Origin of the sequence: Planctomonas deserti, assembly GCF_003067705.1 — a bacterium.
Classification (GTDB): Bacteria; Actinomycetota; Actinomycetes; order Actinomycetales; family Microbacteriaceae; genus Planctomonas; species Planctomonas deserti.
Genome location: NZ_QANL01000001.1, coordinates 1,218,884 through 1,234,542, shown reverse-complemented (window position 1 = coordinate 1,234,542; position 15,659 = coordinate 1,218,884). Strand labels below are relative to the sequence as shown.

Sequence of the window (15,659 nt, the reverse complement as noted above, 5' to 3'; positions counted from 1 at the left end):
CCGCACGATGACCGCCACCACCCCCACTCTCGCCGTCGCGAACGCGGCCACGCCGCCCGCGCGACCGAGGAGGCGCCCCCGGGGCAGCCGAGTCTCCTACGCGCTGCGGCTTGTCGCCGCGATCGCCGTCTCCATCGTGCTGCTCTTCCCGCTCTACTGGATGGTCGTCGTGGCCTTCTCGTCGAAGCAGGAGCTGCTCTCGCGGGAGCTGCGGCTCTGGCCCCGCGAGTTCACGATCGCCAACTTCACCAAAGTCTTCGACACGTTCCCGACCGTCACCTGGTTCGGCAACTCCGTCGTCGTGGCCGTCTTCGTCACGGCGCTCACCGTGGTCGTCAACCTGCTCGCGGGCTACGCGTTCGCCCGGCTGCGGTTCCGCGGCAGCAACGTGCTCTTCCTGCTCGCGCTGAGCACGCTCATGCTGCCTGTGCAGGTCATCATGGTGTCGCAGTTCAAGTTGGTCACGGAGCTCGGCATCTACGGCACGTACTGGGCGGTGATCCTGCCCACCGCGGCGACGGCGTTCGGCATCTTCCTCGCGCGGCAGTTCATCATCGGCATCCCCGAGGAGATCATCGAGGCCGCGCGGGTGGACGGCGCGGGGCAGTTCCGGGTCTTCGCGCAGATCGTGCTGCCCCTGTGCAAGCCGCTCATCGCGGTGCTGATCCTGCTCACCTTCCTGTCCACCTGGAACGACTTCGCCTGGCCGCTGATCGCCCTGAAGGAGAGCGAGCTGTACACCCTCCCCATCGGACTTCTGTTCCTGAAAGGTCAGTACGGCACCGATTACGGCGCGATCATGGCCCTCGCCCTCGTGTCCGTGCTGCCGATGATCATCGTGTTCCTGGTGTTCCAGCGCTACTTCGTGCAGGGCTTCGCGCGGAGCGGCATCAAGTGAGCGCGGCATCCCGAACGGACGTTCCGTCACCGACCCAGCAGCCACCCGAGACGCCGCGCCAGCGCGAGCTCCTCGACCACATCCGCTCGCACGGCGTGCAGCAGGTGCTCGACCTCGCCAAGGTGTTCGGCGTGAGCGCCTCCACCGTGCGCCGCGACCTCGACGAGCTCGCCCAGCGCGGCCTCATCGAGCGGCACCACGGCTCCGCGGTGTCCACCGACGAGCGCGTGCTCACCACGTGGTCGTCGCGCCAGCACACCCACCCCGAACGCAAGAGACGCATCGGCGAGGCCGCCGCGGCCCTCATCGCCCCCCATTCGACCGTGCTCATCCTCGGCGGCACGACGACCGACGCCCTGCTGGCCGCGCTGCCCCCGCGGTCCGAGTTCACCGTGATCACGAACAGCCTCGGCGTCGCCGGGCGGCTCGCGTACTACTCGGGCATCGAGGTCGTCGTGCTGGGCGGCCACATGCGACGCACGGAGCTGACGCTGCTCGGGCCGCTCACGACGGCCGCGCTGCAGGAGTTCAGCATCGACACCGTGATCTCCGGTGCGTACGGCGTGGATGCCGAGCACGGGGTCAGCCGCACCAATCTCGTGGACGTCGCCACCGAGCGGGCGCTGCTCGCCGGCGGCAGCCGGCTCGTCGTGCTGGCGGACGCCAGCAAGCTCGGCAGGCACGGCGCCGCCCGGCTCGCGCGGATCGACTCGGTGCACACCCTCGTGACGGACACCGCCGCCGACCCCGGTCAGCTCGCGAGCATCCGGGCGGCCGGCGTGGAGGTGCTGCTCGCGTGACGGACTGGAATCCCGCCGCCCTGCCCGATTCGACCGGACGCGTGTTCGTGGTCACCGGCGGCAATGCCGGGCTCGGCTACTTCACGGTCGAGCAGCTCGCGCGGGCCGGGGCGCGCGTACTCCTCGCCTCCCGCAGCGAGCACCGTGCCGCCGCGGCCATGGAGTCGGTCCGGCGCTTCGTGCCCGGCGCGGACCTCGGCTTCGTGCCGCTCGACCTCTCCTCGCTCGCGTCGGTGCGCGAAGCGTCGGCCCGCCTCGAGTCCCTCGACCGGCTCGACGGCCTGGTGCTGAACGCCGGCATGACGACCGGATCCCGCCGCCGCGAGGTGACCATCGACGGCAACGAGCGCACGCTCCAGACCAATTACCTCGGCCACTTCGCGCTCACCGCGGGCGCTCTTCCCGCACTGCAGCGCACGCCCGGCAGCCGCGTTGTGGGCCTCGGCAGCCTGTCGACCGTGATCGTGCCGCTCAATGCCGACGACCTGCAGAGCATCCGCCGGTTCGGCTTCTTCCGCGCCTACGCGTTCTCCAAGCACGCGATCCACGGTTTCATGCTCGAGCTCGACCGGCGGCTCCGCGCGGCGGGCTCCAGCACGCGCGCGATGATCGCCCACCCCGGCTTCGCGCTCGACGCGCTCAGCGCCCCGCGCCCCGGTGTGATCGAGTCCGCGCACCCGATCGCCGAGCGCGCCCTCGCCTTCGGCGCCCAGGGCAAGAACCGCGGCGCCACGCCCACCGTGCGCGCCCTGCTCGATCCGGCGCTGGACGGCGGCGCTTTCGTGGGTCCTCGGGCGCTGGTGCTGGGCCGCCCGGTGCCCGCCCGCCCGGTGCGCTCCTCCGCGTCCCCCGAGTTCGGGAGCAGGCTGTGGAGCCTGTCCGAGCGGTGGACGGACACGGATTTCCCGGTCCGCTAGCCCGCGCGAGGCGGCGTGGTGCCGTAGCGTCCTTCCGGGGCCACCCCGCACCGCGGACGCCCTTCCCGTCCCGGTGCGTGCCGTGATCGGCCGGGCGGCTACCAGCGAAAGAGGGAGAACACCATGAAGATCCTCGTCACCGGATCCCGCGGCAAGGTCGGGCGCGCCGCCACCCAGGCGCTGTTCGACGCCGGCCACGACGTCCTCGGGGTCGACCTCGTGCCCCCGGTCTTCGACGCCGGCGTCGTGGTGCCGGGCCGGTACAAGCAGGCCGACCTGACCGACGCGGGCTCCGCGTTCGCGGTGGTCGCCGGCGTGGACGCGGTCGTGCACATCGCCGCCATCCCGCAGCCGCTCGGTCACCCCGCCCACGTCGTGATGCAGACCAACGTCATGTCGACGTTCAACCTCATCGAGGCCGCCGTGCGTTTCGGTGTGAAGCGCTTCGTCAACATTTCCAGCGAAAGCATCGTCGGCAACTTCTTCCCCGAGCGCCCGTTCCAGCCGGACTACGTGCCCGTGGACGAGGAGCACCCGCTCTACCCGCAGGACGTGTATGCGCTCACCAAGCTGTTCGGCGAGCAGATGATGGACGCCGCGGTGCGCCGGTCCGACATCGCGGCCATCACCATCCGCCCCGCCACGGTGCACAACGAGGACAACTACGAGACGAACCTCGGCCCGCTGGTGCGGGACCCATCGATCACGAACGGGAACTTCCGCAGCTACATCGACGTCTACGACCTCGCCGACGCCATCGTGCTGGCCACCGAGTCCGACCTGCCCGGCCACGAGGTGTTCTACATCGCCAACCCGGACAACGCGGGCGGCCACGACTTCGCGGAGGTGCTGCGGAAGTACTACGGCGACGAGATCGAGCTGCGCGACCTCGAACGGCCCGACTCGGGCGGCATCTCCACCGCCAAGGCCCGCAGGATGCTGGGCTGGGAGGCTAAGCGCTCCTGGAGCGACTACCTCGACAAGGAGGGGCGCGCCCTCAAGCGGTAGACGCGCACCCGGGTCCATCGCGCACTCGCGAATCCGGATGCGGGCCCGCGAGTCCCGCTGCGGCCGAACACGCAACGCAGGCTCCCTCACAGCCGCTCCCCCGGGCTTGCGGGCATCCCGGCCCCGGGTGGGGCCGATCGGGCCTGCACTACGGGGACGACCGGCACCGGCACCCGCACCGGGACCGGTCATGCCGCTGCGATATGGTCGGGGCATGCGGCCCCCTCTCGTTCGGAGTGTGACGAAGGTCGCAACGCGTGCGGTCCGCACCGCGGTGATGGGGTTCTTCGGGGCGCAGGCCACCGTGATCGCGGGCATCGTGGCGCTTGACGCGGTCGAGCGGAGCAGGCGCAAGAACCGTCCGAAGTGGCCGCGTCCCGGGTCGTTCGAGACCACCGTCGTCGAGACCGAGACGACCGTGTACACGTACGGCGAGGACCTGTACGACGCCATGCTCGCGGCGGTCGATGGCGCCGAGGAGCGCGTGCTGCTCGAGACGTACATCTGGAAGGGCGACGAGACCGGCGCCCGCTTCCGGGATGCGGTGAACCGAGCCGCGGCACGGGGTGTGTCCGTCTACGTCATCTACGACGGCTTCGCGAACCTCGTCGTCAAGCCGTCCTTCTACGCCTTCCACCCCGACGTCAACGTCTTTCGTTTCCCCATCATCCGCCCGTCCGTGGTTTTCACGAACATCCGCGGAACCGGCCTAGATCACCGCAAGCTCCTCGTGGTGGACGACACCGTCGCCTTCGTCGGCGGGTACAACATCGGCTCGCTCTACGCCACCTCATGGCGCGACACCCATCTCGCCCTCCGCGGGCCGGAGGTCTCCGAGCTCACCCAGGCGTTCACGAACCTGTGGAACCTGCAACGGTCCGACTCCCACAGAGCCCTTCCGGACACGGGCGGCGGTCACTGGGACCCGCACATCCGCGCCGTCAGCAACATCCCCGCGAACCTGGTGTTCCCGATCCGCAGCGTCTACCTCGACGCGATCAACCGGGCACAGCACTGCATCTTCATCACCACCGCGTACTTCATCCCGGACCAGCAGATCCTCGACGCCCTCCTCCGGGCGAGCAGGCGGGGTGTGGACGTGCGGGTGATCGTGCCCGAGGACTCGAACCACGTCGTCTCCGACTGGCTGTCGCGGGGCTTCTACAGCGCGATGCTGCGCGCCGGCGTGACGGTGCTGCTCTACCAGCACGCGATGATCCACGCGAAGACGGCCACCATCGACGGGGTGTGGTCGACCATCGGCACGGCGAACATCGACCGCCTGAGCCTGACCGGGAACTACGAGATCAACCTCGAGATTGTCGACAGTGCGCTCGCGGCCACGATGGAGCACGTGTTCGAGGTGGACAGCTCGAACTGCCGCACCCTCACCGAGGAGGAGTGGCAGAGCCGCCACGTCGTCGCGCGCGTCAGCGAGGCCATCCTCGCGCCGCTGCGCCCGTTCCTCTAGGAGCGCCAGGGCGGTGGCCCGGGATGCGCACCTTGCCGCGATCCCGACGGTCGCGCTGGACCCTCTAGCCGGCGCTCCCACGCGGATGGACACCGATGGCGGCCTGAATCTCCCGGATGATCTCGCCGAGGACGCCGGACGCGAGGAGTCCGGAACCGAGCGGGCCCGCGGAGTCCTCGCCGAGGGGCGGTAATCGGCGCAGCGCGGTTCGCACGGCCGCGCTCATGTGCTCGACCTGCCACGCGACCTCATCGGCAACCGCCGTCAACTGGTCCGGGCGCGCCAGTCCGGCCGCCTTCGCGGCGTAGGCGGCGGCACCGAGGGCGTGCGCGCCCATGTGGGCGACGCCGGAGGCCTGGGCCGCGGCACGAGCCGCGGCGACGGCCGCGGGAGAGCTCACCGACTGCGCGGCGCGACCCGCGACGAAGCGCCGACGGATTTCGCCGGCGGCATCCAGCTCGCCTCGCGCGAACGCGCGCGTGCGGGCTATGGCGTCTCGGGGTCGGTCGTCCGTCGGCGCTTCAGCTTTGAAGAGCGCGAGCACGCGCTCGGCGCAGTCGGCCGCCCAGGCCGCGACCAGCCGGCGATCGGCCTCGCTCAGAGCCTGCGGAGAGGGCATCCGGGAGTCCTCAGCGCGGTGCGCGGCGCCGGCCGATGACGCCGGTGGACCACAGTGCCCACAGCACGAGGAGCGGCTGGAAGAGAAGCCGGACAAATCGGGCACGGTCGGTGTCGAGCCCGAACGCGTCGGTCTGGGTCAGCCACTGGGAGACGTTGCCGGGGAAGACGGCGACGAAGAACGCGGCCGTGAGGCAGCCGACCAGCACCCGATACCGCGGCAACGCCACGAGCCCCGCGCCGAGCGCGATCTCCACGACCCCGGACGCGAGAACGACGAAGTCCTCGTCAAGCGGCACCCAGGCGGGAACCTGCGCGCGGAACTCCGTGCGCGCGACGGTCAGGTGCGAGACGCCCGCGAACAGCAGCGCCCCGCCCAGCGCGATCCGCGCGACGGTGCGCACCCATCCCCCACGAGCGGGTGCGGTCGGGCCTGGGGGCGTGGCCGGGCCGGCCGGGCGGTCGATCGCTCTGCTGCGCATGCCTGCAGCCTAAGCAATTCGGAGTCCGATCCTTCGGCAGAGCAGGCACGTCGTCGGGCCTGTCAGCGAGTTCATCCCCGCGCCGCTGCGCCCGTTCCTCTAGAGCGCCGCAGCTGTTCGAGGGACCGCGCGTGTCGAGCGAGAACGACGTATCACCCCTTGGCTCGGGACCACCAGCGGGGTCGACGGGACGTTCTCTGCCAGCGCCACCTCGGGCCGGTGCGTGTTTTCCGTAGAGTTTGGGTAACCCACCGCCGTAAGACCGACCGAGCCGCGGTATCGCCGCGAATTACGGCAGTTGCACGAGCACAGACCTGCCTGGTCGTTCATATAATCGAAGCCAAATCGACCTCGTCCTTGAGGTGTTAGTCACTTCGGGTGGCAAGTCTGGCCACTTTCGCTGCCTACACGTCGGTAACAGCGCTAGGGCCTTTGTGCGCGATGCCGGAATTTACCGCTTGAGATGCACGGCTCGAACCACTGACGATGAGCCTTGGGGTGCGCAGAACGCAGGGGCACCGTGCGACGAGGGCCGCCACGCAGCGGAGAAGGCTCCGATGCGGTCATGATTCGCTCGATGAGACTCTCGCGGCCAAAGCGCTGGCGACCTTGACGAGCGCGTGAAACGTGCGCCGACTGACTCATATGACACAAGGCACCGCAACCGACGGCACAGCAGGGTTCTTGTGCCGCGCTTGCACCGTCGCCCGTCCGCTAGCAGATGACTCATTCGTGGCGGAGGCTGCCGAAAGCGTGGCATTGCAGGCCGAGGGAGCGGGGCGGTGTACCTATCGCCCCCGACGCAACAAACTGAACCCCATGATCTCGCCCGCTGCAGTTACGCCGACGCCCACACCAACGCCTGCCTTACCTGCGGAAGTCAGCGTCATCTTGCCGACGCCGATACCGTTCCCGACGCCGATCGTTGTAATCGAGTCACCAGAAGCGTGGGCCTGGTCGTTAGAAACACTAATCGCCTCCTTGGGCACGGCGGCGTCCGTACTGGCCACAGGACTGGCTGTCGCCGTGACAATTTACGTCGCGAACCGCGAACGGCGAGACCGAACGCTCCGCGAAGCAACAGAGTCACGAGGACGGATAGGGGCCGCGATGCTCAAGTACGTTGATGCCCAATTGACTCCCGAGCGGGACTCTGGTGCTTACATCGCAGTACGTGAGGCGATTGCCGCTGCCGGCCTCTCGCTTGATGATCTGGAACGTTGGCTCGTTGAGAATACGGAAGCGGTCCGAGAGTGGTGGCAGGACGCTTACCCCAGCGGAAATAGGACGATCCCCACGCCTGGACATCTACCGTGGGCGTTTCTCGCTTCGGAAGCATTAGTCAAGTCCACCATCATGGAGTGGATGACGACGGGCGAGGCCGAACTTCCAAGGGTGCATCGCGTGGACGACGTCGCGCGGCCAAACCTGCGGTCGGAGAGCAGTGCTCCGCCCACTCGTTTGGGAGTCAGACGCTGGCTTGCGCTGGAGCGTTATGAACAATGCGCTGGTCGGATCAGAAAGCGACACCGCGGTTCGCGAGGTTCTAGACCTTCGCCAACCGAGAAAGAGTCTTTCGGTACTGACTGATGAAGCTGTCGATGGGGTCACCATTCCCATAGAAAGTCGCTGAGTCAATTCCGAACTCTTCCGAAAGGTGTAACTCCCGCCGCAATTCCTTCAGTCGGTTGCGGGCAATCTGTCGACCGTCGCCTCCGTAGGGCAGAGCATACTTCCTCTCCACCCTCCTCTCCCTCGACCCGAAGAAACCATTCCTCACCTCGGTGATCTCGCGCGAGATGATCATGCGGCCTCCGCGGTTTCCTCCTCCTTGCACCTGGCAATCAAAGGCGGCCAGTCGGCGTCGGAGTACATTCCAGGTCACCACTCTCTCGCCGCGATCGATCCAGCGCGATTGGCTACAGATCCAACGCGCCATCTCGACCACCTCGATGTCATTGCGATCGCCGAGGAGTTCGTCTTTATTGAGTCGATGACCAGCGACACGAATCGTCCACTTGAACAACTCGTTCTCGTCACATGTGAGCGTGATCCCATTCCTGTCCAGGAAGGCCAGCATAGAGACCAGTGCAGTCCGCTTGTTTCCGTTATGGAAGGGGTGATTATGGATTATCGAATGCATTAGCGCAGCCGCTGCCAGTTCGATCGTGAGATACTTGCGGCTCTCACCCATACCTGTCTGGGGCCGACTGGCAGCGCTCTCCAAAAGGTCGTCACTGCGCACCCCTGCTGGACTGATTGGGTCGGCTGTATGTTGGAAATCCTCGGCTATAGCAAAATGTATGCCCCTGATGTCCTCGAATGTCAGAAACTGAAGCATGTCACGAGGATGACCGACGTCCTGCCAGGTAAACCGCTGCCGCACGGGAGCGGGTTGAGTCGGCTTCGCAGGGGGTAGGCTAACCGCCAACGCCGATCGATCGCGTGGCGTCAGCGCCCCCTTCTCCAACTTCCCTAGCGCGCCTTTGGGAAGCCGTCGGGCGTTCGGGCCGATGTTGATGCCGTGTTCCGCGGCCCGCTCCTGGAATGTTGCCCTGTCCAAATCAAGAAGCTGCAACCAGTACTCAACCTGAGTCTTCTGCTTTGGTGAAGCCAAACCACAAGCAAGTTCGGCGGCGGCAACATCCTGCGGCTTTATCTGCGCGGTCGTGCTGGTTGGGTACTCAATGCCAGCGTCCCAGAGCATGATCAAAACATCATCTGTCTCACAACCGATTCGTCGGGCGATGTCCTGCGGGGTCGTGGGCCTACGCGTCAATCCTTCAGCCCAACCCCTCTCGCACCGTGATGCCCGTGCGAAAACATTAGAAGTCCCAGTCCTCGTCTTCCGTCGCCTCAGCCTTGCCGATGACGTAGGAGGAGCCGGAGCCCGAGAAGAAGTCGTGGTTCTCGTCCGCGTTGGGCGAGAGCGCCGACAGGATCGCCGGGTTCACGTCGGTGACCGCGCTCGGGAACATGGCCTCGTAGCCCAGGTTCATCAGGGCCTTGTTGGCGTTGTAATGCAGGAACTTCTTGACGTCCTCGGTGAGGCCGACGCCGTCGTAGAGGTCCTGCGTGTACTGCACCTCGTTCTCGTACAGCTCGAAGAGCAGCTCGAACGTGTAGTTCTTGATCTCCTCGCGGCGCTCCGGCGTCTCGGTCTCCAGCTGACGCTGAAACTTGTAGCCGATGTAGTAGCCGTGCACGGCCTCGTCACGGATGATGAGGCGCACGAGGTCGGCCGTGTTGGTGAGCTTCGCGCGGCTCGACCAGTACATGGGCAGGTAGAAGCCCGAGTAGAAGAGGAACGACTCGAGCAGCGTCGAGGCGACCTTGCGCTTCAGCGGGTCGTCGCCGCGGTAGTAGCTGAGCACGATCTCGGCCTTGCGCTGCAGGTTCTGGTTCTCCACCGACCAGCGGAACGCGTCGTCGATCTCGGGCGTCGAGGCCAGCGTCGAGAAGATCTGAGAGTACGACTTGGCGTGCACCGACTCCATGAACGCGATGTTCGTGTAAACGGCCTCCTCGTGCGGGGTCAGCGCATCCGGGATGAGGCTGATCGCGCCGACCGTGCCCTGGATCGTGTCAAGCAGCGTGAGGCCGGTGAACACGCGCATGGTGAGCTGCTGCTCCTCCGGCGTGAGCGTGTTCCAGGACTGCACGTCGTTCGACAGCGGCACCTTCTCCGGCAGCCAGAAGTTGTTGACGAGGCGGTTCCAGACCTCGACGTCCTTGTCGTCCTGGATGCGGTTCCAGTTGATCGCCGACACGTGGTCGACGAGCTTCAGGGGGGCGGACATGTCGTTTCTCTCTTGATGCTTCGGTGTTCGTGAAGTGGGAGGGGCGGTCCCCGAGCCTGTCGTGGTTACGTCCCTTCGACAGGCTCAGGGACCGTATCAGAGCCGGCTGCTACAGCATGCAGCTGACGCAGCCGTCGACCTCGGTGCCCTCGAGCGCCAGCTGGCGCAGACGGATGTAGTAGATCGTCTTGATGCCCTTGCGCCACGCGTAGATCTGAGCCTTGTTGATGTCGCGGGTGGTCACGGTGTCCTTGAAGAACAGCGTGAGCGACAGGCCCTGGTCCACGTGCTGCGTCGCCGCGGCGTACGTGTCGATGATCTTCTCCGGGCCAATCTCGTACGCGTCCTGGTAGTACTCCAGGTTGTCGTTCGTGAGGAAGGGAGCCGGGTAGTAGACGCGCCCGATCTTGCCCTCCTTGCGGATCTCGATCTTCGACGCCACCGGGTGGATGGAGGAGGTGGAGTTGTTGATGTAGGAGATCGAGCCGGTGGGCGGCACGGCCTGCAGGTTCTGGTTGTAGATGCCGTGCTCCTGCACGGACGCCTTCAGCTGCTCCCAGTCGGCGCGCGTCGGGATGGCGATGTTCGCGTTGCGGAACAGCTCCGCGACACGTGCCGTCGCCGGCACCCAGTCCTGGTTCACGTACTTGTCGAAGAACGAGCCGTCGGCGTACTTGGAGTCGCGGAAGCCGGCGAACGTCGTCTTGCGCTCCTTCGCGATGGCGTTGGAGGCGCGCAGCGCGTGGAACAGCACCGTGTAGAAGTAGATGTTCGTGAAGTCGATGCCCTCCTCGCTGCCGTAGAAGATGCGCTCGCGGGCGAGGTAGCCGTGCAGGTTCATCTGGCCGAGGCCGATGGCGTGCGACTGGTCGTTGCCGCGCTCGATGGACGGGACGGACGAGATGTGGCTCATGTCGGAGACGGCGGTGAGGCCACGGATGGCGGTCTCGACGGTCTTGCCGAAGTTGCCGGAGTCCATGGCGAGCGCGATGTTCATCGAGCCGAGGTTGCAGGAGATGTCCTTGCCGATCACGTCGTAGCCGAGGTCCTCGGTGTACGTGGTCGGGGTGTTGACCTGCAGGATCTCCGAGCAGAGGTTCGACATGTTGATCCGGCCGGCGATCGGGTTCTCCCGGTTCACCGTGTCCTCGAACATGATGTACGGGTAGCCGGACTCGAACTGGATCTCCGCGATCGTCTGGAAGAAGTCGCGAGCCTTGATCTTCGTCTTCCTGATGCGCGGGTCGTCCACCATCTCGTGGTACTTCTCCGTCACGGAGATGTCGGAGAAGGGCACGCCGTAGACGCGCTCGACGTCGTACGGCGAGAACAGGTACATGTCCTCGCCCTTCTTGGCGAGCTCGAACGTGATGTCCGGCACGACGACGCCGAGGGAGAGCGTCTTGATGCGGATCTTCTCGTCGGCGTTCTCGCGCTTGGTGTCGAGGAACCGCATGATGTCGGGGTGGTGCGCCTGCAGGTACACCGCGCCCGCGCCCTGACGGGCACCGAGCTGGTTCGCGTAGCTGAAGGAGTCCTCCAGCAGCTTCATCACGGGGATGATGCCGGACGACTGGTTCTCGATCTGCTTGATCGGGGCGCCGGCCTCGCGGATGTTGGTGAGCGCGAAGGCGACACCGCCGCCGCGCTTGGAGAGCTGGAGCGCAGAGTTGATGGAGCGCCCGATCGACTCCATGTTGTCCTCGATGCGGAGCAGGAAGCAGGAGACGAGCTCGCCGCGCTGCTGCTTGCCGGTGTTGAGGAACGTGGGCGTCGCCGGCTGGAACCGGCCGCCGATGATCTCCTCGACGAGGTCGATGGCGAGCTGCTCGTCGCCTGCCGCGAGGCCGAGGGCGGCCATGACGACGCGGTCCTCGTAGCGCTCGAGGTAGCGCTTGCCGTCGAACGTCTTCAGCGTGTACGACGTGTAGAACTTGAACGCGCCGAGGAAGGTCTGGAAGCGGAACTTCTTCGAGTACGCGAGGTCGTTCAGCTTGGTGATGAACTCGAAGGAGTACTGGTCGAGCACGGCCTGCTCGTAGTACTCGTTCTCCACGAGGTAGTCGAGGCGCTCACGCAGGCTGTGGAAGAAGACGGTGTTCTGGTTCACGTGCTGCAGGAAGTACTGCTTCGCGGCCTCCTTGTCCTTGTCGAACTGGATCTTGCCGTCCGGTCCGTAGAGGTTGAGCATCGCGTTGAGCGCGTGGTAGTCCATGGCCGGCTTGGCCGGCGCCTCCGTCAGCGTTGGTGCCACAGTGAGTCCAATCCCTCGTTGACGACTCTCACGTCGTCCTCTGTTCCGAATACTTCGAACTTGTACAGGTGCGGTACCCGGCACTTGGCCGAGATGATGTCGCCGGCGAGGCAGTAGGCCTCGCCGAAGTTGGTGTTGCCCGCGCCGATGACGCCGCGGATCAGTGAGCGGTTCTCCTCGTCGTTCAGGAACCGGATCACCTGCTTGGGCACGGCCCCCTGCCCGTTCCCGCCGCCGTAGGTCGGCACGACGAGGACGTAGGGTTCCGTCGCCTTCAGCGGGGCGTCCTTCGCGTGGAGGGGGATGCGGTCCGCTGGGCGTCCCAGCTTCTCGACGAAGCGCCGGGTGTTACCCGAGACGCTCGAGAAGTAGACGAGTCGGGTCATGCAACCTGAACGGCGAGTGCGGCGATCTTGTCGGGACGGAAGCCGGACCAGTGGTCGTCCTCGGTGACGACGACGGGGGCCTGCAGGTAGCCGAGAGCCTTGACGATCTCGAGCGCCTTGTCATCGACGGAGACGTCGAAGATCTCGTACTCGATGCCCTGCTTGTCGAGCGCGCGGTAGGTGGCGGTGCACTGCACGCACGCGGGCTTGGAGTAGACGGTGATTGCCATTGGAGATTCCCCTCGTCGGTCATCCGGTAGATGTTTTCCTGGCGATACTGCATCCCCGGCCGGGCCTCGCCTTGCACCCCGTTCCGGCCCTCCGATCGCCTTCGCGACCGTCCTGCCCTTGCGGGAGTTCAATACTACATATGGTGACGCATCCCGGGTGCGACCCCTAGATGCAGTAGTTACATTCTTGTAGTTCAACCTAGAGTTGTCCACCGACATTCCCCGGTTGTCCACCCGTTATCCACAGGATGAACCCCTATTTCTCGGGCCTGAGGACCGCCCCTGGGGACAGCCGTTCCACAGTCGGAAAAATCGCGTCGATTTCATCGGCACGGCGTGTCTCGGCGTGTCGCGCCGCGTGGTCCTGGTGGGGTCGCGGCGCCGTCGCCGAGCTGTCGCGGGATCTCCGCGGGACTGTCGCCCCCGAGCACGAGGGCCGCTTCCCGGGCGGGAAGCGGCCCTCGTCAGGCGGCTCGCATCAGTTGCCGGACGGTGGCGTGCCACCGCCACCAGCGCCGCCCGGGCCCCCGCCCATACCAGCGGCCTCCTGCTGCGTGGCGCTGTTCGCGTAGTCGTTCGAGGGGTCCCGGTAGATGGTGTGCACGTGACCCCAGCCTGCGGTGACGACGCCGTCGACATTGGCACCGGCCGATCCCCGCTGGGCGGCGAACTCGATGTAGGCGTTCGGCCCCGAGATCTGGAAGTAGATGCCGTCGCCCTGCGTCATGTCGTAGACGGTGGCACCCGACCAGTTGACGACGGTGTCGTCGAGCGTCGCCTCGATCTCGGCGAGCGCCGTCGCCGTCGTCTCCTCGTCGGAGAGACCCGCCCAGTTCGCGATCACGTCGAGCAGGAGTTGGCGTTGCTCGTCGGTCAGGTCCGCACCGGAGAGCCCGGTGCCGGTGGGGTAGTCGCAGGTGCCGCCGGGGGCGCACACCATCTCCGCGACCTCCTCACCCTGGTAGAGCTCGGCCTTCTGCTCCTCGGTCAGGCTGTCGTAGAAGGCGAATGCGGTGTCGTAGATGGTGGCGAACGGCTGCACCTCCTCGCCGTCGGCGTTCGTGTACACGGCCGGCTGCACGCCGAGGTGGCTGGGGGCGAAGGTGATGGCGTCCGCCGTGCCGTCGAGGGTGGCGTTGATGCCGAGGTGGTGCCCGCCGAACTGCACCTCGAAGGTCGAGGTGTCGGACGGGTCGCCGAAGAACGCGATGTAGTACTGCCCGAGCGACTCCTCGGTGCTGCTGCTGTTCTCGAGCAGGTACTCGTCGCCGCCGATGATGCCCGTCACCGTGGCGTAGCCCTCGTCGCTCAGGAGCGCCTCCAGCACCGCCATGGCCGCGGTCCTCTGCTCGTCGGTCAGGTCGGCGAGGTTCAGGCCCGCCCGCTCGACGAACGTGACCGGGAAGTTCGACCACGAGGTGGTCTTGGTCTCGTCGGCGTAGTCGTACAGCACGGCCTCGCGCTGTACGTCGCTCAGCGTCGCGAGGAACGCCTCCGCGGCCGCCGCCGTGTTCGCGATGGTCTCCGCGGTCGTGCTCGACGTCGAGGCCGGGGCGGCGGCCGCCGCAGTGGTGATGCCGGTTCCCGACGCCGACGTGCTGGACGAGCCCGTCGAGGGCGAGGAGGAGGAGGTGCCCGTCGCGCATCCGCTGAGCGCGAGCGAGCCCGCGAGGAGGAGGCTCGTGCCCCAGAGCAGTCTGGCCCGGCGCGGGCGCTTCGTCGTGTCCGTGTTCTGTGTCATGCCTCCGACGGTATGGAGGCCCCCTATGCCCGTTCTATGCCGATTCTATGGACGCCCTATGAGCGGAGCCGGCCTCAGGAGCCCCCTGGAACGGTCCGCCGCGTTACGCCTCCGTTCAGGGCCTCGCTCTAGGGTGTCCCGGTGAACTCTTCCCTGACGCCCGGCATCCCCTCCCCGGACCTGGGTCCGCTGGACGTCCCGGCGCTCCTGGTCGGCGCGGATCTCGCGTCAGCGGCCGCCGATCCGGCGAACGCGGCGACGATGGAGGACCTCCGCCGCCTGCGCGAGGAGTTCACGCGCTTCCTGATGAAGTACAAGTTCGGCATGGACGCGGTCGAGACCAAGGTCTCGATCCTCCGCCAGGAGTTCACGCACCTCCAGGACTACAACCCCATCGAGCACGTCACGTCGCGGCTGAAGTCGCCGGAGAGCATCCTCCGCAAGATCGAGCGGAAGGGCATCGATCCGTCGTTCGAGGCGATCCGCGACGAGATCAACGACATCGCCGGGGTGCGCATCGTCTGCAGCTTCGTGTCCGACGTCTACCGCATCCTCGACGCCCTCACCCGGCAGACCGACCTCGGCGTGCTCGACGTGCGGGACTACATCGCCTCGCCGAAGCCCAACGGGTACAAGAGCCTGCACGCCATCGTCGAGGTGCCCGTCTTCCTGTCCGACGGTCCGGTTCCCGTGCGCGTCGAGGTGCAGATCCGCACCATCGCGATGGACTTCTGGGCGAGCCTGGAGCACAAGATCTACTACAAGTACGACCGCCAGGTGCCGCAGGCGCTGCTGGAGGATCTCGGCACGGCGGCCGAGACCGCGGCAGCCCTGGACGCCACCATGGAACGGCTGCACGACGAGGTGAGCACGCTCGACGTGCTGAGCGAGTCCGTCTCCGGCCACGCGGCGCGCATCGTGCCGGATGAGCAGGTGGTGCGCCGGCTGAGCGACGTGCGACGCCGCCGCGGACCTGGCGGGAGCGCAACACCGCGGGAGTGAGGGCTACGGATCACGGGGGCCGATGCCGCGGGGCCGAGGGCACCGGGCCGGA

15 protein-coding genes are annotated in these 15,659 nt (G+C 66.6%); 6 read left to right on the top strand and 9 right to left on the bottom strand.

All coding sequences use genetic code 11. From position 1 onward, the window contains the following. Positions 1 to 7: 7 nt before the first annotated feature. The 5 genes from DAI20_RS05690 (at position 8) to DAI20_RS05670 (ending at position 5,094) form a co-directional block, all read left to right on the top strand. Positions 8 to 898: a carbohydrate ABC transporter permease gene (locus DAI20_RS05690; RefSeq protein WP_108249520.1), complete on the top strand. Its 891-nt coding sequence runs from the start codon at positions 8 to 10 to the stop codon at positions 896 to 898. Then, positions 895 to 1,698: a DeoR/GlpR family DNA-binding transcription regulator gene (locus DAI20_RS05685; protein ID WP_108249519.1), complete on the top strand. Its 804-nt coding sequence runs from the start codon at positions 895 to 897 to the stop codon at positions 1,696 to 1,698. The genes DAI20_RS05690 and DAI20_RS05685 overlap by 4 nt, the downstream gene beginning before the upstream one ends. Next, positions 1,695 to 2,615, top strand: coding sequence for an SDR family NAD(P)-dependent oxidoreductase (locus tag DAI20_RS05680; protein WP_108249518.1), 921 nt, complete (start codon positions 1,695 to 1,697; stop codon positions 2,613 to 2,615). Before DAI20_RS05685 ends, DAI20_RS05680 begins: the two co-directional genes overlap by 4 nt. A gap of 123 nt (positions 2,616 to 2,738) precedes the next feature. Continuing rightward, complete coding sequence (locus tag DAI20_RS05675; RefSeq protein ID WP_108249517.1) at positions 2,739 to 3,623, top strand: NAD-dependent epimerase/dehydratase family protein; 885 nt, start codon at positions 2,739 to 2,741, stop codon at positions 3,621 to 3,623. A gap of 214 nt (positions 3,624 to 3,837) precedes the next feature. After that, complete coding sequence (locus DAI20_RS05670; RefSeq protein WP_108249516.1) at positions 3,838 to 5,094, top strand: phospholipase D-like domain-containing protein; 1,257 nt, start codon at positions 3,838 to 3,840, stop codon at positions 5,092 to 5,094. Positions 5,095 to 5,158: 64 nt separating this feature from the next. Here DAI20_RS05670 and DAI20_RS05665 read toward each other — a convergent pair whose 3' ends face one another. The 9 genes from DAI20_RS05665 to DAI20_RS05630 form a co-directional block, all read right to left on the bottom strand. Further along, complete coding sequence (locus DAI20_RS05665) at positions 5,159 to 5,713, bottom strand: putative immunity protein (protein WP_108249515.1); 555 nt, start codon at positions 5,711 to 5,713, stop codon at positions 5,159 to 5,161. Positions 5,714 to 5,723: 10 nt separating this feature from the next. Continuing rightward, entirely contained in the window at positions 5,724 to 6,194 is a 471-nt protein-coding gene (locus DAI20_RS05660; protein WP_240605886.1) for a DoxX family protein, read from the bottom strand. Between the two features lie 788 nt (positions 6,195 to 6,982). Then, on the bottom strand, positions 6,983 to 7,183 hold the full coding sequence (locus tag DAI20_RS18410) for a hypothetical protein (protein ID WP_159084927.1): 201 nt from the start codon (positions 7,181 to 7,183) through the stop codon (positions 6,983 to 6,985). Positions 7,184 to 7,740: 557 nt separating this feature from the next. Next, entirely contained in the window at positions 7,741 to 8,901 is a 1,161-nt protein-coding gene (locus DAI20_RS05655; protein WP_159084926.1) for a type II toxin-antitoxin system death-on-curing family toxin, read from the bottom strand. Positions 8,902 to 9,019: 118 nt separating this feature from the next. Continuing rightward, a complete protein-coding gene (gene nrdF, locus DAI20_RS05650) occupies positions 9,020 to 9,994 on the bottom strand; it encodes a class 1b ribonucleoside-diphosphate reductase subunit beta (RefSeq protein ID WP_108249512.1) in 975 nt (324 codons plus the stop codon). Positions 9,995 to 10,103: 109 nt separating this feature from the next. Further along, positions 10,104 to 12,209: a class 1b ribonucleoside-diphosphate reductase subunit alpha gene (gene nrdE / locus DAI20_RS05645; protein ID WP_108249511.1), complete on the bottom strand. Its 2,106-nt coding sequence runs from the start codon at positions 12,207 to 12,209 to the stop codon at positions 10,104 to 10,106. A gap of 23 nt (positions 12,210 to 12,232) precedes the next feature. Next, positions 12,233 to 12,634 carry a class Ib ribonucleoside-diphosphate reductase assembly flavoprotein NrdI gene (nrdI, locus tag DAI20_RS05640; RefSeq protein ID WP_108249510.1) on the bottom strand — a complete coding sequence of 134 codons (402 nt, stop codon included), beginning with the start codon at positions 12,632 to 12,634 and terminating at the stop codon, positions 12,233 to 12,235. Further along, positions 12,631 to 12,864 carry a glutaredoxin-like protein NrdH gene (gene nrdH, locus DAI20_RS05635; protein ID WP_108249509.1) on the bottom strand — a complete coding sequence of 78 codons (234 nt, stop codon included), beginning with the start codon at positions 12,862 to 12,864 and terminating at the stop codon, positions 12,631 to 12,633. Before nrdH ends, nrdI begins: the two co-directional genes overlap by 4 nt. A gap of 478 nt (positions 12,865 to 13,342) precedes the next feature. Further along, on the bottom strand, positions 13,343 to 14,605 hold the full coding sequence (locus tag DAI20_RS05630; protein WP_108249508.1) for a DUF3500 domain-containing protein: 1,263 nt from the start codon (positions 14,603 to 14,605) through the stop codon (positions 13,343 to 13,345). Positions 14,606 to 14,866: 261 nt separating this feature from the next. Here DAI20_RS05630 and DAI20_RS05625 point away from each other — a divergent pair, with 261 nt between their 5' ends. Further along, positions 14,867 to 15,607 (top strand): GTP pyrophosphokinase, encoded by a 741-nt coding sequence (locus tag DAI20_RS05625; protein ID WP_108249769.1) that lies wholly within the window; start codon positions 14,867 to 14,869, stop codon positions 15,605 to 15,607. Positions 15,608 to 15,659: the final 52 nt, after the last annotated feature.